This window comes from Agrobacterium sp. SUL3 (assembly GCF_001263295.1).
GTDB lineage: Bacteria > Pseudomonadota > Alphaproteobacteria > Rhizobiales > Rhizobiaceae > Agrobacterium > Agrobacterium tomkonis.
Genome location: NZ_KQ414498.1, coordinates 309,641 through 328,449 on the forward strand (window position 1 = coordinate 309,641; position 18,809 = coordinate 328,449).

General features: G+C 60.3%; 16 protein-coding genes and 1 pseudogene. 11 read left to right on the forward strand and 6 right to left on the reverse strand.

Annotated elements, in window-relative coordinates:
• Window positions 1-86: 86 nt before the first annotated feature.
• The 6 genes and pseudogenes from AKG12_RS01655 (at window position 87) to lpxK (ending at window position 6,163) form a co-directional block, all read left to right on the forward strand.
• The gene (locus AKG12_RS01655; RefSeq protein ID WP_052817854.1) at window positions 87-1,433 is read left to right on the forward strand and encodes a TldD/PmbA family protein; all 1,347 of its coding nucleotides are present in this window, start codon (window positions 87-89) and stop codon (window positions 1,431-1,433) included.
• Between the two features lie 92 nt (window positions 1,434-1,525).
• Window positions 1,526-2,332, forward strand: a complete 807-nt coding sequence (locus tag AKG12_RS01660; RefSeq protein WP_046800694.1) for a 3'(2'),5'-bisphosphate nucleotidase CysQ — start codon at window positions 1,526-1,528, stop codon at window positions 2,330-2,332.
• Between the two features lie 61 nt (window positions 2,333-2,393).
• Window positions 2,394-2,633, forward strand: a complete 240-nt coding sequence (locus tag AKG12_RS01665; protein ID WP_046800695.1) for a DUF4170 domain-containing protein — start codon at window positions 2,394-2,396, stop codon at window positions 2,631-2,633.
• 212 nt (window positions 2,634-2,845) lie between these two features.
• A pseudogene (gene waaA / locus AKG12_RS01670) lies at window positions 2,846-4,157 on the forward strand (lipid IV(A) 3-deoxy-D-manno-octulosonic acid transferase).
• The gene (locus AKG12_RS01675; RefSeq protein WP_052817348.1) at window positions 4,151-4,888 is read left to right on the forward strand and encodes an HAD family hydrolase; all 738 of its coding nucleotides are present in this window, start codon (window positions 4,151-4,153) and stop codon (window positions 4,886-4,888) included. The pseudogene waaA and the gene AKG12_RS01675 overlap by 7 nt, the downstream one beginning before the upstream one ends.
• A gap of 234 nt (window positions 4,889-5,122) precedes the next feature.
• On the forward strand, window positions 5,123-6,163 hold the full coding sequence (gene lpxK / locus AKG12_RS01680; protein ID WP_046800698.1) for a tetraacyldisaccharide 4'-kinase: 1,041 nt from the start codon (window positions 5,123-5,125) through the stop codon (window positions 6,161-6,163).
• A gap of 209 nt (window positions 6,164-6,372) precedes the next feature.
• Here lpxK and AKG12_RS01685 read toward each other — a convergent pair whose 3' ends face one another.
• Together AKG12_RS01685 and mutL are read right to left on the reverse strand one after the other, a co-directional pair.
• Complete coding sequence (locus tag AKG12_RS01685; protein WP_052817351.1) at window positions 6,373-6,594, reverse strand: DUF2093 domain-containing protein; 222 nt, start codon at window positions 6,592-6,594, stop codon at window positions 6,373-6,375.
• Window positions 6,595-6,745: 151 nt separating this feature from the next.
• Entirely contained in the window at window positions 6,746-8,566 is a 1,821-nt protein-coding gene (gene mutL / locus AKG12_RS01690; RefSeq protein ID WP_052817855.1) for a DNA mismatch repair endonuclease MutL, read from the reverse strand.
• Between the two features lie 405 nt (window positions 8,567-8,971).
• On the opposite strand from mutL, the gene AKG12_RS01695 reads away from it, so the two are divergent.
• The gene (locus AKG12_RS01695) at window positions 8,972-10,591 is read left to right on the forward strand and encodes a response regulator (RefSeq protein ID WP_052817354.1); all 1,620 of its coding nucleotides are present in this window, start codon (window positions 8,972-8,974) and stop codon (window positions 10,589-10,591) included.
• Window positions 10,592-10,731: 140 nt separating this feature from the next.
• Window positions 10,732-12,084, forward strand: coding sequence for a putative bifunctional diguanylate cyclase/phosphodiesterase (locus tag AKG12_RS01700; protein WP_046800701.1), 1,353 nt, complete (start codon window positions 10,732-10,734; stop codon window positions 12,082-12,084).
• A 225-nt stretch (window positions 12,085-12,309) separates the two neighbouring features.
• Here the strand turns inward: AKG12_RS01700 and AKG12_RS01705 are convergent, their stop codons facing one another.
• Genes AKG12_RS01705 through AKG12_RS01720 form a run of 4 tightly spaced genes read right to left on the reverse strand, consistent with a single transcriptional unit; the run spans window position 12,310 to window position 15,542 of the window.
• Window positions 12,310-13,197: an SMP-30/gluconolactonase/LRE family protein gene (locus AKG12_RS01705; protein WP_046800702.1), complete on the reverse strand. Its 888-nt coding sequence runs from the start codon at window positions 13,195-13,197 to the stop codon at window positions 12,310-12,312.
• A gap of 4 nt (window positions 13,198-13,201) precedes the next feature.
• Entirely contained in the window at window positions 13,202-13,831 is a 630-nt protein-coding gene (locus AKG12_RS01710) for a 2-dehydro-3-deoxy-6-phosphogalactonate aldolase (protein ID WP_046800703.1), read from the reverse strand.
• Window positions 13,832-13,845: 14 nt separating this feature from the next.
• A complete protein-coding gene (locus AKG12_RS01715) occupies window positions 13,846-14,760 on the reverse strand; it encodes a 2-dehydro-3-deoxygalactonokinase (protein WP_052817356.1) in 915 nt (304 codons plus the stop codon).
• Window positions 14,760-15,542, reverse strand: coding sequence for an SDR family NAD(P)-dependent oxidoreductase (locus tag AKG12_RS01720; protein WP_082178653.1), 783 nt, complete (start codon window positions 15,540-15,542; stop codon window positions 14,760-14,762). Before AKG12_RS01720 ends, AKG12_RS01715 begins: the two co-directional genes overlap by 1 nt.
• Before the next feature lie 70 nt (window positions 15,543-15,612).
• On the opposite strand from AKG12_RS01720, the gene AKG12_RS01725 reads away from it, so the two are divergent.
• From AKG12_RS01725 to AKG12_RS01735, 3 genes are all read left to right on the forward strand, one after another.
• Complete coding sequence (locus AKG12_RS01725) at window positions 15,613-16,482, forward strand: IclR family transcriptional regulator (RefSeq protein WP_052817358.1); 870 nt, start codon at window positions 15,613-15,615, stop codon at window positions 16,480-16,482.
• A gap of 208 nt (window positions 16,483-16,690) precedes the next feature.
• A complete protein-coding gene (locus AKG12_RS01730) occupies window positions 16,691-17,431 on the forward strand; it encodes a helix-turn-helix transcriptional regulator (RefSeq protein ID WP_046800706.1) in 741 nt (246 codons plus the stop codon).
• 78 nt (window positions 17,432-17,509) lie between these two features.
• A complete protein-coding gene (locus AKG12_RS01735) occupies window positions 17,510-18,733 on the forward strand; it encodes a CmpA/NrtA family ABC transporter substrate-binding protein (protein ID WP_052817360.1) in 1,224 nt (407 codons plus the stop codon).
• Window positions 18,734-18,809: the final 76 nt, after the last annotated feature.

Consider the following 18,809-nt stretch of genomic DNA (forward strand, 5'->3'; position numbering starts at 1 on the left):
AAGCCTTGCCGATTGAGAAAGCGGCGTTTCGCCCTTGATGCGGGGTTGCTGGCACAATAAATGGAACAGGAATGAAAGGCCAACTCATGTCCTCAGAAATAGATTCTTCCAAACTTCTCGATCGCGCCAGCGAACTTGTCGATCTTGCCCGTGCCGCCGGCGCGGATGAGGCGGATGCCGTTGTCGTCCGCTCCCGCTCGCAATCGGTCGGTGTGCGGCTTGGCAAGGTGGAGAGCACCGAATCGTCGGAAAGCGACGATTTTTCCCTGCGCGTCTTCGTCGGCCGCCGGGTGGCAAGCGTTTCGGCCAATCCGGGCTTTGATCTGAAGACGCTGGCTGAGCGGGCGGTGGCGATGGCGAAGGTCTCGCCGGAAGACCCCTTTGCCTGCCTTGCGGACAAAGAACGGTTGGCGAACTCCTATGACGATCTCGAACTTTTTGACGCCACCGAGGTGTCGTCCGATCAGCTGCGCGAGGCCGCCCTTGCTTCGGAAGAGGCAGCACTTGCCATCAAGGGTGTCAGCAATTCCTCCGGCGCCGGCGCATCGAGCGGCATGGGCGGCCTCGTCCTTGCCACATCGCACGGTTTTTCCGGCAGCTATATGGGCAGCCGCTTCAGCCGCTCCGTCAGCGTCATCGCCGGTGAAGGCACCAAGATGGAGCGCGACTACGATTTCGACAGCCGCCTTTATTATGCCGACCTGGATGCCGCCGAAGAAATCGGCCGCCGTGCCGGTGAAAAAGTCGTGCGGCGCGTCGGCCCCCGTCAGGTCGATACCGGCAGCAACATCACGGTGGTTTTCGATCCCCGCATCGCTCGCGGTTTCGTCGGCGCCATCGCCGGCGCCATCAACGGCGCCTCGGTTGCCCGCAAGACCAGCTTCCTGCGCGATAAGATGGGCCAGCAGGTTCTGAAAAAGGGTCTTTATCTGACCGATGATCCGCAGATCGTCCGCGGCCCGTCCTCCCGTCCCTTCGATGGCGAGGGCGTGCGCGGCGAGAAGATGACGATGATTGAGGACGGCGTGCTGAAACACTGGTTCCTGTCCACATCGGCAGCGCGGGAGCTTGGCCTTGAAACCAACGGCCGCGGCGTGCGCGGCGGCACCTCTGTTTCGCCGGCCTCCACCAATCTGGCGCTGGAACCGGGTGATATTTCGCCGGAGGATTTGCTGAAACAGGTCGGGTCAGGCTTTTACGTCACCGAACTGATTGGCCACGGTGCCAACATGATAACGGGTGAATATAGCTGCGGCGCGAGCGGTTTCTGGATCGAGAATGGCGAAAAGACCTTTGCGGTTTCCGAGGTGACCATCGCCTCGAACCTGAAGGACATGTTCATGCGGGTCACGCCGGCCAATGATATCGACCGCAAATATGGCGTTGCCGCATCGACGCTTGCGATAGAAGGCATGACGATCGCAGGCAAGTAACCAGCCTGCGGGTTGTTTTCGCCGGCACTTTATGTGCAAGTGCGAAGAGAAAAACAGGCGCGCCGTTTGAGGCGCGCGGAAAAGACGGCAAAATGAACGATATGGCTGAGGCCCGCTGGGCCTCCGATTTGCGGCTGGTCCTAGAGGCCGCGCGCAAGGCTGGCGAGACGGCTCTCGGTTTCTTCCGCAAGGACCCCGAGGTCTGGTGGAAGAATGGCGGGCTTTCGCCGGTCAGTGCCGCCGACTACGCCGCCAACGAAATTCTCGAAACCATCCTGCGTTCCGCCCGGCCGGATTATGGCTGGCTTTCGGAAGAGACGGACGACGATGCCGACAGGCTTTCCCGCTCCACCGTTTTCGTCGTTGATCCCATCGACGGGACCCGCGCCTTCATTGGCGGCCGGGATACCTGGTGTGTCAGCGTCGCGGTGGTGCATGAGGGGCGGCCGGTCGTTGCGGTCCTTGTTGCTCCGGCGCTTGCCGAGGAATTCACGGCGCTTGAAGGCGGCGAGGCGCTGAAGAACGGGCAGGCCATTTCCGTCGCGCGCGAAAATGCCGGCATCTTCCATCTGGCGGCCCCCGAAGACGTGATCGCTTATCTGCCGGAGGAGGTGCGCGCCGGTGTCAAGCGCATTCCGCACGTGCCTTCGCTCGCCTACCGGCTGGCCATGGTGGCGGATGGCCGCATCGACGGAACGCTGGTCAAGGCCAATTCCCACGAGTGGGATCTGGCCGCTGCCGACCTCATTCTGGAAAGAGCAGGTGGGCAGCTTGTCGGCCTCGATGGAAAACCTCTGATGTATAATCGCCGTGAGGTGAACCACCCCGCATTGTGCGCCGCAGCAGATTATGCGCTGCCCGCACTTTTGAAAGCGTTTTCACACGTTTCCGACGGTTGACGTTTGCCCGGAAATCCCGCAGATGAAGGCCTCTCTCAGCGTTTAAGAAAGAGATAATGACATGACGGAATCCGGCAAACCGAAACAGCTGCTGCACCTCGTCTTCGGCGGCGAACTTGAAAACCTTCAGGATGTTCAGTTCCGGGATTTGAATGCGCTCGATATCGTCGGCATCTATCCGGACTATGCTTCTGCCCTCACGGCATGGAAGTCCAAGGCGCAGATGACGGTCGATAATGCCCATATGCGTTATTTTATCGTGCATATGCACCGTCTTCTCAATCCCGACGACAAAAATTGAGTCCTTTTGCCCTTGCGTTGTAATACTATTGGGTGAAGGCGAGCTTTCCGTGATTCCTGCCGTTCAGCGCAGGCCGGGAGTTCCGGCACGAGAAAATGTGATCGCGCTTTCGTTTCCGATGATAAAAAATGACGCAATTTAAGAAGAAGTAGGCGGCGACAACAACAAGAACAGGGGCAGGCTTTGCGCGGAATGATCAAGGGCAGAATGTCATGAGCAGCCGTATCGCACGTTTCGCTCTTTCGGGTTACCGGATTGCCGGTATCGCCGCCTATCCCTTTGCCCGACCCTATCTTTCCTATCGGGCTGCAAAGGGCAAGGAAGACAAGCGCCGCCGCTTCGAACGTTTCGGTTATGCCAGCGCCGAGCGCCCGCGTGGGCCGCTCGTCTGGTTCCATGCCGCAAGCGTGGGCGAAACGCTTGCCCTCATTCCGCTGATCCGCGAAATCCGCAAACGCGACATTTTCGTGCTCCTGACCACCGGCACCGTCACGTCAGCTGAACTGACCCGTACGCGGCTTGGTGACGATGTGATCCACCAATATGTGCCGCTCGATATCAAGATCGCGGTCAACCGCTTCCTCACCTATTGGGCGCCGGATGCCGCCATCACGGCTGAATCGGAAATCTGGCCGGTGACGATGATGGAGCTGGAGCGCCGGCACATCCCGCAGATCCGGGTCAATGCCCGTCTGTCCGACCGGTCCTTCGACCGCTGGAAAAGCCGTCACGATATTGCGGAATCGCTGTTTTCCAAGCTGGCGCTGGTGGTTGCGCAATCCGATCTCGATGCCGAACGCTTCCGTGATCTCGGTTCCTGGCCGGTGGTGATTTCAGGCAACCTCAAGGGCGACACCGACCCGCCGCCCTGTGACGAGGCGCTGCTGGAGACCTATCGCAAGCAGGTCGGCAATCGCAAGACATGGGCGGCGATCTCCACCTTCGACGGCGAAGAAAAGGCTGCCGCCACCGTGCATGCGGCGATCAAGTCGCGCAACGGGCAACTGACCATCATCGTGCCGCGCCATCCCGAGCGTGGCGACGACGTGGAAGCCATGCTGAAGGGCATGGGACTGACGGTGGCGCGCCGTAGCCGCAACGACGTGAACCGATATTTTCCTCGGCGATTCCATCGGCGAAATGGGGCTTTACCTGCGGCTGACCGAACTTGCCTTCGTCGGCCGTTCGCTGACGGCGGAAGGCGGGCAGAACCCGCTGGAGCCGGCCATGCTGGGCTGCGCCGTATTATCGGGCGCGCATGTGCAGAATTTTCGCGAGGCCTATCAGAAGCTGATCCGCGCCGGCGGCGGTCGCATCATCCGCGATGTGGAGATGCTGGCCAAGGCGGTGCATTATCTGCTGGTCAACGACAATGAGCGTTACAAGATGATCGATGCCGGCAACCGGGTCATTCAGGACATGCGCGGCGCGTTGTCCTCCACCGTCAAGGCGCTGGAACCCTATATCAACCCGCTTACCGTTTCGGCCAAGCTGCAACCGCGGAGCGCCATCGGTTCATGGTAGCGGATATCGAAGTTGATGCGGCGCAGTCGATCGCCGCCGTGCTTTTCGACAAGGACGGTACGCTTTTAGGTTATGACGCGAGCTGGGGACCGGTAAACCGCGAACTTGCGGCGATCGCGGCCAAAGGTGACGCGGCGCTTGCCGACCGCCTGCTGGCCGCCTGCGGCATGGACCCGATCACCGGCCACGTGTTGCCGGACAGCCTGCTCGCCGCCGGCAATACGGCGGAAATCGCCGCTGGTCTGGTCGCTGCAGGCTCGCCCTGCGATGTTGTCGAACTGACGCAGCGCCTCGACCGGCTCTTCACCGAAGCCGCGGATAAATCCGTGCCCGTCACCGATCTCAAGGCGTTCTTTGCACGGCTGAAGGCGCGCGGCTACAAGCTCGGCATCGCCTCCAGCGACAATGAAAATTCCATCCGCCAGACGGCAATCCGCTTCGGTTTCGAGAGCGATGTCGATTTCGTCGCGGGTTATGACAGCGGTTACGGCACCAAGCCGCAGCCCGGCATGGTTCTCGGTTTCTGCGAAGCAATCGGATTTCCGCCGGAACGTGTGGCTGTTGTCGGCGACAATAATCACGATCTGCATATGGCAAAAAATGCGGGTGCGGGTTTACGCATCGCCGTTCTGACGGGAACCGGCTCACGCGAAAGCCTCGGTGCGGATGCGCATTATTGTTTCGATGATATTACCGCGCTGGAAGCGCTGTTGCCGGAACGGGTTGTTTAAAAAGGAACCACCCATCTCTTCCGTCATTCCGGCCTCGAGCCGGAATCCAGCCAGCCCAAGTCCTTGGGCTGAAACAGACTCTTCTCGCCGCGCAGACGCGCGCCGGATGGATTCCGGCTCGAGGCCGGAATGACGGAGAGCTTTTTTGCAATTTATGGTTTTTTCTGGCAAACAACCCCTGACGTATAACATCCGAACGAATGCCGTGGGCGACGCGGCCGGGAGCGGGCATAGATGGTTTCTGAAGCGCCGCCATTCTGGTGGCAGAAAGCGGGCTGGCAGGCATGGCTCCTGTCGCCTTTCTCGCTTCTCTACGGCAAGGTTGCCGGACGGCGAATGCGGACGGCAAAGCGGGCAAGCGTATCCGTCCCGGTGATCTGCATCGGCAATTTCACTGTCGGCGGAGCGGGCAAGACACCGACGGCGATGGCAATCGCCCGGGCTGCTACCGCTAAAGGCCTGAAACCCGGTTTCCTCAGCCGCGGTTATGGCGGCACGCTTGATGTCACCACCCTTGTTGATCCGCACCATCACCGCTCCGCCGATGTCGGCGATGAGCCGCTGCTGCTGGCGCGTGAGGCGGTGACGGTGATTTCGCGCAGGCGCGTCGAGGGCGCGCATCGGCTGGTGAAAGAGGGCGTCGATCTCATCATCATGGATGACGGCTTCCAGAGCGCGCGCCTGACGCTGGATTATGCGCTTGTTGTCATCGATACGGTGCGTGGCATCGGCAATGGCCACCTCGTGCCGGGTGGGCCTGTGAGAGCGCCGCTGGCCGATCAGATGCGGCAGATGAGCGGCCTTTTGAAGGTCGGCAACGGCCATGCGGCCGATCCGCTGGTGAGACAGGCGGCAAAGGCCGCCAAACCCGTCTTCGTTGCAGCGATCACGCCGCAGGAACCGCAGGAGTTCAGGGGAAAGCGCGTGCTGGCCTATGCCGGCATCGCCGATCCGGCCAAGTTTTATCGAACCGTTGAGGCGCTTGGCGGTGACATCGTGCAGCAGCGCTCCTTTCCGGACCATCATCACTTCAGCGACGACGAGGTCGCCGATCTCCTGCAGGATGCGGGCAAGGAGAACTTGCAGCTGGTGACGACGGCCAAGGACGCGGTGCGTCTCAATGGGCATCACGGTCGGGCAGAGGAACTGCTGTGGAACAGCCAGGTTATCGAGATCGACATGGTGTTTGATGACCCCAATGCGGCCTCAACGATCATCGATGCCGCGATCCAGCATTGCCGCACCCGCCTGCTGCGGGAAAATGCGCGGTCGTAATTGTGGAGGTTGTCGGCAAGGTCCGGAAACCTCTCCTCCGTCATGCTCGGGCCTGTCCCGAGCATCTGCAACCTATCGATTTATGAGACATCAGCAGATCCTCGGCACAAGGCCGAGGATGACGTCGAGTGAGGGTGTCAGCCGCCTCTGCAACTGCTCCCGAGAAAGCCGCTTAACACACGTAAACGCTTCAGCACGACGTTTCCGGCTCATGCCGGCAAACTACCAGCCTTCCGTTCAGCCTCAAGCGAAGCGGCCCCGTCCACATAGGCTTCCTGCCGCGCCACGCTCCAGTAACGCAATTCATCGAGCGGAATGGTCTTTCCGGTGATGGCGCAGACGACATGTGAGCCGGTTTGCACGATCCGGAAGTCTCCGTCGAGATATTCGATGACGGCGAGACGGTTGCCGCCTCCCTCAAATCTGTTCATCCGTTTTCGTCTCCTGCTCTGTCCTGTCAGGGCACCCAGTCCGAAACGGCGTAGCGTTTTCCTGAACAATCCGGATGCTCCAATGTCCTGGATTTATATCGTTCGGCGCGGCACAAGGCCAGCCCCGGCCGCTTGCGGCTGGGTGAAGACGTCAGCTTCGGCCGAAGAGCCGTTCTATATCGGAAAGTTTCAGTTCGATATAGGTCGGGCGGCCGTGATTGCATTGTCCTGAGCCCGGCGTGTTTTCCATCTGCCGCAGAAGCGCGTTCATCTCCTCCGGCCGCATGCGCCGGCCGGAGCGCACCGAACCATGGCAGGCCATGGTGGCCGCGACATATTCCAGCTTGTTGGCAAGCGTGGAGGCGGCGTCCCATTCGGCGATCTCGTCGGCAAGCTGGCGCACCAGCCCCTGCACATTGACCTCGCCGAGCATGGCCGGTGTTTCCCGAACAGCAACCGCTCCCGGCCCGAAACGCTCGATGACGAGGCCCAGCCCATCGAAACCGGCGGCATGATCCATCAGCCGGTCGCAGTCTTCCTCGGGCAGATCGATGATCTCGGGGATCAGCAGAACCTGTGACGGCGGACGCCGGGAATGCAGTGCATTGCGCATTTCCTCGAACACCAGCCGCTCATGTGCGGCATGTTGATCGACGATGACGAGACCATTTTCCGTCTGCGCGATGATGTAGTTCTCATGCAGCTGCGCCCGTGCGGCTCCGAGGGGGTAAAGCACCGGTTCGGACGAGGAATTTGCGGCGGCTTCGTAAGCCTCCCGTGGTTCCGCCCGCGCCGTCGGCATGGTGATGTCGGAAAAGCGCGATTGCACCGCCTCCGCAAACTGTGACCCGCCGGAAACGGCGAGCGGCCGTGAGGGCGAGGTGGCGGCGGACCATGTCACGGAGGGAGAAGGCCGCAGACCGGACGGGCTGTATCCGGGGCGGAAGGCGTTCATCATCTGACTCGCGCCCGTCGTCGCCGCCCTGTCGCCGTCGCGCGTCAGCGCCTGCCGGATCGCGCCGACGATCAGCCCGCGAATGAGGCCGGGATCGCGGAAACGCACATCGGATTTCGCCGGATGCACGTTCACATCCACAAAAGCGGGGTCGAGCGTGATGGACAGCACCGCCACCGGGTATCGCCCATGCGGCACGGTTTCGGCATAGGCGCCGCGAATGGCGGATAAAAGCAGCTTGTCCTGCACCGGGCGGCCGTTGACGAAAACATATTGATGCGCCGAGTTGCCGCGGTTGAAGGTCGGCACGCCGGCAAAACCGGTCAGCATCACGTCCTCGCGCCCGGCATCGATCTCTATGGCGTTGTCCTTGAATTCCGCGCCGAGGATTTGCGCCATGCGGGCAAGGTGGTCATCGCCGGTCGAGGGGATTTCGAGCGTCGAACGGTCGGTGCCTGACAGCACGAAGCGGATATGCGGAAAGGCGATCGCCATCCGCTTGACGACTTCGGTAATGGCGGCCGCCTCCGCCCGTTCCGTCTTCAGGAATTTCAGCCGCGCGGGTGTGGCGAAGAACAGGTCGCGCACCTCAACGATGGTCCCGGCATTCGAGGCGGCGGGCCGCACGTCCGAAACCTTGCCGCCGGTAACCGAAATCACCGAACCCTGTTCCGCGCCCTGTTGGCGGCTGGTGATCGAAAGCTTGGCGACCGAACCGATGGAGGGCAGCGCCTCGCCGCGAAAACCAAGCGTGCGGATGTCATCCAGCGTCGTGGATATTTTTGACGTGCAGTGGCGCCTCACCGCAAGCTCCAGATCGGCGGGTGACATGCCGGAACCGTTATCGGTGATCCGCACCAGCCCCTTGCCACCGCCCGCCGTGGCGATCTCGATCCGGGTTGCGCCCGCGTCGATGGCATTTTCCACCAGTTCCTTCGTGGCGCTGGACGGTCTTTCTATGACCTCGCCGGCGGCGATCTGGTTGATGAGGGTTTCTGAAAGCTGCTTGATGGCCATGATCGTCATTTTCGCGGATTCGTCATGGCTTCGAAAGCAAAAAACGCCAATTGCGGCAATTTGCACATGTTTTGTGGACTTCCGGGCATTTGATCATTTCCGTCAACGCCGGGTTAAGCGTTAATCCGCTTTTAATCGGCCTTGATTATGGTGGGGCGGCTTGAAATGACCGCAGGCAAGAGGCCCCCGTTCCGGGTGGTGTGTGACGTCGATTATGGGTGAACGTCATCTTCTCCTCAAGACTGCTTCAAGTGGCGAACCCTGATGTCTCTTTTTCGGAATTTGTCGTTTCATCCCGGCATCTGCCCTGAACGATTCCAATAGAAACATAAGCCTGACCCATTAACAGGCGGGAGTTTGCAGTTGAGTGATTTGGCGTCCTCTGGCGCGGGCGTTCATACGGTGATGCTTGATGCCCTTTGCGACGCGCTTGGCGCGGCGATCGTCGTTTACGACCGTAACGATCACATTATTTTCGCAAGCCGGAAACTGTTGAATTTTTTCCCGCTGGAAGAGGCCGTTGTCGGCCCCGGTGCGCGGCTGCGCGACTATCTGAGTGCGCTTTACGATTGTTATCTGCTGGAGACGGAAAATCTCGCCGCAAATGCCCGCCAGCTCGGGCGGGACGAATGGATCGGCGAGCGGCTGGCGCTGCACTGGAAGGAAAGATCGGAAAAGACCGAACGGCTGAAGGGCGAGCGCTTTCTGCGTTTCGTCATGAACCGCCTGCCTTCCGGGCTCGGCATCAGTGTCGTCGCCGATATTTCCGAACAGAAGAAAAGGGAAGAACAGTGGCGCATCGACCTAGAGCGGGTGCAGCTGATCGAGGACATCCTCGACAATCTGCCATTCCCCGTTTTGGTCAAGGACCGCAACATGGCCTATGCGGCCGTGAACAAATCCGCCTGCACCATGGTTGAAACCAGCGCGGAGAGCATTCTCGGCAAGACGGTTTTCGATCTGCATTCACGCAAGGTCGCAGCACAGATCGATGCGGCTGACCGCGCGGTGATGGACAGCGGCACGCCGAGCCTCATTCCCGAAAGAGTGAGACGCATAAACGGCGAGGAAGTGCTGACGATTACCCGCAAGCAGCGCGTGGGTCGCCCGGGGCGGCATTTTCTGGTGACGACGATGGAGGATGTCACCGCGCTTGCCACCATCGATGCGAGCGGCAGGCCCGTCATCCCCTCGCTCGAACATGTCGCTTTCGTCGCCTCCACTTATGGAAAGGACGAGGGGGACGCACCGGCTAAAGACCTGCTGAAAAGCAAGGCGGTGCTGGTCGTCTCCGAAAGCGGGCGTTTTGCCGAAGCCGCCGGCCGCCGGTTGACCGCGGGCGGCATGGACCATGCGGCGGTGACGAGCGAGGAAGAACAGCAGGCATTCATCGATATCGCTATCTCCGCCGGCGTGGGCATTGATGTCGTCGTCGTCGATGCCCAGATGAGCGTCACATGTCTCGATATCGCCGCTGCGCATGACCTGCCAGTCGTCACCATCGAGGAAGAGGAAATCGACGCATCCCTGCTGCATCACGTCGCCCTCGGTCTCAAATCGTCTCCTAGCGAGAAATCGCCGGAGGAAGACTGGGAAATCATGACCGAAGACCTGCCCAGGATCCTCAAGACGGATGGTGTCTGCGAGATACTTCTCGTTGAAGACAACCGGGTCAACCAGATCGTCTTTTCGCAGATACTCGAAGGTCTCGGGCTTTCCTGGCGGCTCGCCGCCTCGGGCGAGGAAGCCTTGCAGCTTTTTGCGGAGCAGGCGCCTTCCGTCGTCCTCCTCGATACGACACTCGCCGATATCGACGGTTTCGAGGTCGCCCGCCGCATGCGTGAACTGGCGGGGGACCAGAACATTCCCATCGTCGGGGTCATCACCCACGCCTTCGAGGGCGATCTCGACAAATGCCTGGCGTCCGGAATGAACGACATGCTGCTGAAACCCGTCAGCCCTGACATGGTCGAGGCGGTTTTCCTGCGTGTTTTCGGCGCGGATGCGATGCGGCTGCAGGCCTGAACGCCCACCGACCCGGCCGTTTTTCCCGAGCGGCAGACTTTCCGAAAATGCCGCCGCATTTTTGGTTCGCAGCTCTATGGTTTTTTTAATACTTGCCCTGCATTGTGAGCGCGTTCACACAGGATTAACGAGATGCAGGAATGAAACGGGCAGAACCGCAATCGTTGCAGGTCAGCCAGAACGAGCTGCAGGCGATGGCTTACAGCGACCCTCTGACGGGGCTCGGCAACCGTTACCGTCTGCGGGACAAGATCCGCATGCTCGCAAGCGAACGCTCCAGCGACCCCGCGCCCTTCACGGTCGGCATCGCCAATATAGACGGCTTCAAACCCATCAATGATCTTTTCGGTGTTCAGGCGGGTGATGAAATCCTGTGTCAGGTCGCGCACCGCCTGAAGGCCTGCATTCCCGATGGCGCGGTCGTGACGCGCCATGATGGCGACGAATTCGCCTTCGTGCTGCCGCTCGTGTTCGAACGCACCGGCGCGGAGCGCATCGGCAACATGATCAAGGACGTGCTCTCGGCCCCTTACGATCTCGGTGATCGTAACGTTCGGCTTTCCTCCTCCTTCGGTTTTGCCATCTATCCCTTTGCCGGCGATGATTTTGAGGACCTGCTCAAAAGCGCCGAGACGGCGCTTTATCGCTCCAAGCGGCGCGGACGTGGCCAGATAACGGTCTATTCGCGTGAGATCGCGCAGGAAATGAAGCGCGCCACCCAGCTGGAACAGGCCTTGCGAAACGCCATCATCACCGATGCGATCGATGTGCATTTCCAGCCCATCGTCCGGCTGGAAGAGGCGAAGGTCATCGGCTTCGAGGCGCTGGCCCGCTGGAACGACCCTGATCTCGGCTTTGTTTCGCCCGCCGTCTTCGTGCCGCTTGCCGAAGAACGGGGTTTTATCGACGCTCTGTCGGAAGCACTGCTGCGAAAGGCGGCGGAAGCCGCCCTGTTCTGGCCGCGTGAGCTGTTTTTGTCCTTCAACCTGTCTTCCGCGCAATTGATGGACCCGAGCACGGCAGACAACATTCTTTCGATCCTTGCCCGCGTTGGTCTCGATCCGCACCGCCTGGAGCTTGAAATCACCGAAACGGCTGTCATGACGTCAGCCGATACCGCGCAACGCATCATCAGCGAATTGCAGAGTGCCGGCGTTCGCATTTCGCTTGATGATTTCGGCACCGGCCAGTCCAGCCTCGGCCGCCTGCGTGATTTCACCTTCGACAAGGTGAAGATCGACCGCGCCTTCGTTTCCCGCATCAGCAGCGACCGCCCCTCGGAACACATCATCAAGGCCATCGTCGCCATGTGTGACGGACTTGATCTTGAAGTGGTGGCCGAAGGGATCGAGGAGCGGGTGGAAGAGGAAAAGCTGCGCGCGCTCGGCTGCGCCATGGGGCAGGGCTATTTCTACGGCCGCCCCGCCGATGCCGCCGCGACCCAGCGGTATCTGCATGAGAATTATCGCGAGATATTGTCGGATATTTCCTGAAAACCGGGTGACCATAGGTCGGAGTCGAACTCACCAGCCCTCATTCCTGTGCTTGTCACAAGAATCCAGCCGACGCGCGTCTGCGCGGCGAAACGACTCCTTCCAGCTCAAGGACTTGGGCTGACTGGATTCCTGTGACAAGCACAGGAATGAGGGAGGTCGTTTCGGGAACAACCCTTGCCAGAAGGCGCTCCGCGTTTTGTTGCGGGCGGCCTACGCCGCGCTTCACAACCGGTAAAGCGGCTCGTACCGACCCTTCACCTCAACCCCCAGCTCGAACGTCAACCCATGCTGCGGATTGGCGGCAATGGCGTCATCATCGAGATGTTCGCGCGCCGAGGTGACGAGAAGGCGCGACGCGTCGGGTCCGATGAAGGCCGGGCAGGTTGTCTGTCCCGCCGGCACCTCATATCGGGCGATGTGATTGCCGTCCGTATCGTAGTGATCGACCGCGCCAATACCCCAGCGGGCATTCCAGATATGCCCTTCGGCATCGCAGACCGACCCGTCAATGCCGCCTTCGACGCCAGCGGAATCGATGAATACCTCGGCCTTGCCAGTGGGAAGGCCGGTCTCCGCGTCGAGCGACACCCGCATCAGCTTGTTCACCTTGGTATCGACGTAATATCCCGTCGCGCCATCGGGGGAGAAGCAGATCGAATTGGGGATGCTGACTTCGGCAAACAGTTTCGTCACGGTTCCCCGGGCGACGTGATAGATGCTGCCGGCGCCTGTCTCCGCCTTCCGGCCCATGGTGCCGATCCAGAGCGCGCCGGAGGGGTGCATGCGCCCGTCATTGGAGCGGTTGCCCGGCAAGTCCTTTTCCAGCTCCGCATGCAATGTCAGCACGCCGGTCGCCGTGTCGCGCAGGAAAAGCCCGTCATCGGAGGCGATCAATTGCTTGTGGTCGCTGATCTTGGCCAGCGCGCTGCCCATGAAGGGCAGGGCGTACACCGTCTTGCGGCCGGAAGCGAAATGCAACTCGTGCAACTCGCGCTCGATGATGTTGAACCACCAGGCGGTGCCTGTCGCAGGGTCGAAGGTCGGGCCTTCGCCAAGCATCATCGGCGTTTCGTCAAGCACATGTCCGGCAAAGGGAAAAACAGTCGCCAAGCTCTTATCCTCCGATGGCTGCGTCATAGGCCGAAAGTGTGACGGTAGCACGCTCGCGCACCTCGGCCGCCGTCATGCCCGGCTTGTAGAGGCTGGTTCCAAGCCCGAAAGCGGTAATGCCGGCAGAGGTATATTCGGCGAAATTCCTGTCCGAAACGCCACCGACTGCGGCAATGATGAGGTCCTTCGGCAGGATCGTCCTGATAGCATTTATGCCGGCCGGGCCGATGATGCTGGCGGGAAAGAATTTCAGCCCCGTCGCACCGGCCTTTGCAGCCACCAGCGCTTCGGTAGGCGTGAGAACGCCGGGCATCGTTACCATGCCCTTGACGCGCGCGGCGATGATCACCTCGGCATCGGCATTGGGGCTTACCATCAGCTTGCCGCCGGCGGCATCCAGTGCCTCCACGTCTTCTACGCTCAGCACCGTGCCGGCACCGATCAGGCAATCGGCAGGCGCCATCTTCGCGGCAATTTCGATCGAGCGGAACGGATCGGGCGAATTGAGCGGGATTTCGATGGCACGGAAGCCGGTTTCGATCAATGCACCGACGACGCCTTCGGTTTCCTCGGGTTTCAGACCACGCAGGATGGCGATCAGCGGATATTTCATGGCAGGGAAGGGGATACGCATGGTGGGTCTTTCTTTTATGACCAGATGGTATTGGCGGCGGCCAGCAATCCGCGCCGCACGGCCTCGTCTGCATCGATGACCGTATATTGGATATCAAGGGCCGTGAAGGCGCCTTCGTAAAGCGCACCGAGCGCGCCGGAGCCGATCAGCACGACAGGCGTGTCCCGCCGTGCATTGGCATGCGCGCCGGCAATTTCCAGCCCGATCATGATGCCGGAAAGCTTGGCCTTGGCATCGGTCGCGGTCAGACCATGCAGCAATTGCCCGGAGCGCAGGGTAAACAGCCGGTTGGTCGCCAATTGGGGATTGGCGTAGATGTCGCGCACGGCGGCCCTGAAGGCCTCGTGTTCGCCGGTAAAAGCGTCCGCTTCGGCCACCGCATGGGAAAGGATCGTCTGCTTGGAGATGACCTCGAACAGTTCGCCGGTCATGAAGGTGGCAAAGCCGGTCACGTCACCGCCCTTGACCGTCACCCATTTGGAATGTGTGCCCGGCATGCAGACCAGCTTTTCGCTGGCATCAGTGGAGGCGAGCGCACCGAGCAATTGCGTTTCTTCACCGCGCATCACGTCGGGCGCATTTTTATCCCGCTGCGCCAGCCCCGGCAGAATGCGGACATCCCGCGCCTGACCCGGCACCCGAACCGCGCCGTCGAGAACCGCTGAAAGCGCTGCCGGCACGTCGATATAACCGGCCTCAACCCAGCCCTGCCGCGCACCCGCCATGCCGCAGACGAGAACCGGCAGATTGTCAGGTGCGCCGATGGCATCAAGATGCGATTGCAGCACCTCGGCAAAACCGGTGCGCGCGGCGGTCGTCATGCCTTCCGCGCTTCTGCGCTCAGCCAGCACCGCGCCAGAACGGCTCAGAAGCCAGAGCCGGAAACTGGTTGTGCCCCAGTCGACGGCGATAAAAGCGGGTTCGGACATTATAGGAGGCCTCCGTCTACGATTATGGATTGCGCCGTGATGGCGCTTGATGCTGAGGATGCGAGGAACAGGCTCGGCCCGGCGAGATCGGCGGCGATGAGCGTGCGCTTGAGACATTGCCGCGACGTGGTGGCAGTGATGCCCTCGTCGGTCAGCCACAATTCCTTCTGTCGCTCCGTGACGATCATGCCCGGCAGGAGCGTGTTGACGCGGATATTGTCAGGCCCCAGCCTGCCGGCAAGGCTCTTCGTCAGTCCGATAATGCCGGCCTTGGCCGCCGCATAGGAGGGCAGTTCGCCCATGTTCAGCAGAAATGAGATGGATGAAAAATTGACGATGGATGCATTCTTTGCCTGTCTGAGATAGGGCAGCGCGGCTTGAACGGTAAAGAACATCTGCTTGAGATTGACGGCCTGATTGGCGTCCCAATAGGCCTCCGTCACGGTGTCTATGTCGTGGCGGTCATCCCACGCGGCATTGTTGACCAGCACCTTGATGCCGCCGGTGGCGGAGGCCGCCGCATCCACCGTCCGCCCGATGGCGGGAATGTCGCTCAAGTCTGTCTTGAAAAAATGCACAGGATGGGGAGCCACTCCTGCGAGCCGCTGGACGAGGGCGGCGCTCGGCTCCTCGGCGATGTCGATGAAGGCGACCTTCGCCCTCTGCATTGCGAAGGCTTCCACCAGCGATGCCCCGATGCCGGAGCCGCCACCGGTAATGAGCACGCCCGCATCCTTGAGGTCGGGAAATTGGGCTTGCATCATCGACATCGTCTCATCCATGAGGGCTTGATTGTTCCAATATATGGAACTAGATTTTATTAAATGGAATTATTCTCTTGGCGTCACACTTATGTCAAGGCAGATGACGGTGGATGTTGCCATGCCCGATAATAAAACGCCCAATGCTCAACTGCATGACCCCGTTCCCGGTCGCGCAGGAAAACCGCAAAGTGAGACCGGCACGCTGGGAAAGGCGGTCTCACTTCTGGAACTTATCGCCTTTGCGGAAAAACCGATGCGTTTTACCGATGTGGTCGAGGCTTGCGGCCAGCCGCGCGGCACGGTCCACCGCCAGCTCGCCCACCTCCTTGCCGAAGGCCTGATCGACCATGCCCCCGACCAGACCTATGCTGTCGGCCTGAGGTTGTTGCAATTTGCGGCGAAAGCCTGGAGCGGCAATGATCTGCGCAGTGTCGCTGCCCCGCATCTGGCGGCGTTGCAGGAAATGACGCAGGAATCTGTACATCTGGCCGTTCTGAACGGCGGACAAGTCACCTATCTCGACAAGATCGAGGGCAGGCACACCCTGCGCATGCATTCGCAGGTCGGCAAGACCTCGCCGGCCTATTGCACGGGCGTGGGCAAGGCGGCGCTGTCCCTGCTGTCTGTTGATGCGCTGGCACACCTGGCTGCCGGGCTGGAGTTCCAACGCTTTACGGAAAACACGATCGCAACGCCGGAAGCGCTGATAAGGGATGTGTCGGCCATTCGCGTGCAAGGTTACGGTTTCGACCTTCAGGAACACGAGATCGGCATTCATTGCGCCGCTGCGCCGGTCCACGCGCCGGGACGCAATTTCCATGCGGCGATTTCCGTCACCGGCCCCGCCTATCGGGTGGATGTGGAACAGCTTTACAAATGGGCGCCGCTGGTGCGCGAAACCGCTGATAAAATTTCAGCGGAGCTTGCCTGCCGACTGTCGCCGGTTGCGGATGGTTGAGGAAAAACAGGCGCTGCCCCGTCGATTTTCGCGACCGGGGAGACGGGTTTGACGTCGAATTGCGCGAGTTAAATCTTATTTTCGACTATTCTGAATTAAGTTTTCAACTTTTGTTTGCATGAATCATTTTGGTGAGTAACATCCCCGGCAATTTCCGGGCAAAGGTGGCCTTTGCGGCGGTATTTCTCATTCTCGAAGAACAGCTTTCATGCAGAAAACAGAGACGGCCGCCGTTCAGGCGATTGGTGTTGATTGCGTTCGCGAGATCGCCGGTCTGAACACGCAATTCGACATATTCCGGTTCTTGAAACGGTTGACGGAGGCCTGGGAGTTCAGGGCCTTTATGGTGCTTGACCTGTCATCCGAAATGGCGAGCGAGCTGTCGCAATATACCATCATCACCAGCTGGCCGGCCGAGCTTCTGCAGCGTTACGACGAGGAGGGCATGCTGCAGAACAGCAAGGTGATGGCGCAGTTGAAAAAATCGACGGTGCCCTTTTCCGTCTCCGCGGATTTCCTGGCCGGAGGCAACGAACAGATCGCCAAAAAAAACGTGATCGGCCTGTTCGAGCGATTTGAGATGATCAACTCCGTATGGTTTCCCGTTCACGACATCACCACAACCAGGGGCGCGGTGTCGTTCTCCGGCAACAAGACGATTTTGCCGGCAAGCCGGCTGGCGGAACTGTTTTACATTTCAAGCCATGTGTTTGCCCGGCTATCGGAAATCCGTCGTCTCGATCTCCGGGTTCCCGAAACATTGAGCGAGCGGGAGATCGATTGTCTGAACTGGACGGCGGCCGGCAAGACCAGCGCTGAAATCGCTGAAATCATGGTGTTGTCGGAACATACGATCAATCATTACCTCAACCGCGCGACGAAAAAACTCGACACGGTCAACCGCACCCAGGCCGTGGCCAAGGCGCTGCGGGTCGGTTTGATAAAATAGCGAAATCGTAATTTTATCATTGTGATAAAGCCTTTCCTGGGCGATCCTTCTTTCGAATCACCGGAAAGGAGAAATCGTTTGCCGGAGCGGCATAAGGTAAAAGCGGGATTTTCTCCGACTGTCGATTGCGCCGTGCTGATAGTCGCTGCCGAAAAAGGCTTTGCTGCCGATGAAGGCATAGAACTGCAACTCGTCCGAAAACAATCCGCACGCGCTGTTTTAACTGCGCTTGCCGAGGATGAGGTTCGCATCGCCCATCTGCCCGCTCCGGTGCCGGTCGGTTCCGCAGTCGGCCTCGATGAGCTGCCGGCCGATATTATCGGCGTTTTCACACTTTCCCTGGGCGGATCGGCAACCACTGTTTCGCACGCATTTTACGACGAGCTTTACCGTGAAGGTCTGAAGCTTCCGGACCCTGCGGCCTTCGGGCGAGCCATGGCCCGTGTCTGCGCGGCGCGCCGCGCGGCAGGTAAAAACCCGCCGGTCTTTGCGGTCGAGGATATCGTTTCCACGCCGTTTTATATGTTGCGTTATCTGCTCGGAAGCTGCGGTGTGCTGCTCGGCCGGGACATGGAAATTGTCGAGGCCCTGCCGAAAGCCATGCCCGGCCTGCTGGAAAACGGCAAGGTCGATGCGCTCTGTGCCGTCGAACCGGCGGGCAGCGCCGTGGTGTTGGGCGGCGCCGGGCGGATCGTCACCACCGGGGCGCTGATCTGGCAAAATGCGCCGGAAAAGATACTGTCTGTGAAGCGGCAGTGGGCTGAGGAGAACGCCACCCTGCTGGAAGGGCTGTTGCGCGCGCTCTACCGCGCCGGCGAATGGTGCGCCAATTCCGCCAATATCGAGGAACTGACGGGCATCCTCGCCGCCCCTCATTATATGGACGAGAACGGCGAATTCCTGTTGCCGGCGCTGACGGGCTATATCTCCACCTCGCAGAGGGATATGCGGCGTTATCCGGAGTTTTTCGTGACCAGCGCCAAGGCCGCAAATTTTCCGTGGCAGAGCCAGGCGCTTTGGTTCTTCAGCCAGATGTTGCGTTGGGGCGAGGTTCCCGCCGAATGTCGATTCGACGCGGCCGTGGTGGAGGCCGCGCGCAACGGCTATCGGCCGGATATTTTCCGTAAGGCGATGAAGCCCCTTTTTGTGCCGGTGCCAGGCGCCAACCTGAAACTCGAAGGCACGCTCAGGGAACCGGTGCATGTCGGCGCGTCGCGCACGGGCCTCGTCCTCGGCCCGGACTGTTTTTTTGACGGCCGGGTCTTTGACCCTGAAACGCTCGATATGGACGACGAAATCTGAAATGGCGGTGTCGAATCGCCGCTAATCTCTCCTGTTTGCGCTTTGGCATTGGCGAAGCGCTCCCGCTTGTCTATGG

Coding starts and splice junctions, on each gene's coding strand:
- AKG12_RS01725 (WP_052817358.1), top strand. CDS start 15,613: ATGTCAAGGCAGATGACGGTGGATGTTGCCATGCCCGATAATAAAACG.
- AKG12_RS01685 (WP_052817351.1), bottom strand. CDS start 6,594: ATGAACAGATTTGAGGGAGGCGGCAACCGTCTCGCCGTCATCGAATAT.
- AKG12_RS01660 (WP_046800694.1), top strand. CDS start 1,526: ATGAACGATATGGCTGAGGCCCGCTGGGCCTCCGATTTGCGGCTGGTC.
- lpxK (WP_046800698.1), top strand. CDS start 5,123: ATGGTTTCTGAAGCGCCGCCATTCTGGTGGCAGAAAGCGGGCTGGCAG.
- AKG12_RS01665 (WP_046800695.1), top strand. CDS start 2,394: ATGACGGAATCCGGCAAACCGAAACAGCTGCTGCACCTCGTCTTCGGC.
- AKG12_RS01695 (WP_052817354.1), top strand. CDS start 8,972: ATGCTTGATGCCCTTTGCGACGCGCTTGGCGCGGCGATCGTCGTTTAC.
- AKG12_RS01720 (WP_082178653.1), bottom strand. CDS start 15,542: ATGGATGAGACGATGTCGATGATGCAAGCCCAATTTCCCGACCTCAAG.
- AKG12_RS01710 (WP_046800703.1), bottom strand. CDS start 13,831: ATGCGTATCCCCTTCCCTGCCATGAAATATCCGCTGATCGCCATCCTG.
- AKG12_RS01730 (WP_046800706.1), top strand. CDS start 16,691: ATGCAGAAAACAGAGACGGCCGCCGTTCAGGCGATTGGTGTTGATTGC.
- AKG12_RS01655 (WP_052817854.1), top strand. CDS start 87: ATGTCCTCAGAAATAGATTCTTCCAAACTTCTCGATCGCGCCAGCGAA.
- AKG12_RS01700 (WP_046800701.1), top strand. CDS start 10,732: ATGAAACGGGCAGAACCGCAATCGTTGCAGGTCAGCCAGAACGAGCTG.
- AKG12_RS01675 (WP_052817348.1), top strand. CDS start 4,151: ATGGTAGCGGATATCGAAGTTGATGCGGCGCAGTCGATCGCCGCCGTG.
- mutL (WP_052817855.1), bottom strand. CDS start 8,566: ATGGCCATCAAGCAGCTTTCAGAAACCCTCATCAACCAGATCGCCGCC.
- AKG12_RS01715 (WP_052817356.1), bottom strand. CDS start 14,760: ATGTCCGAACCCGCTTTTATCGCCGTCGACTGGGGCACAACCAGTTTC.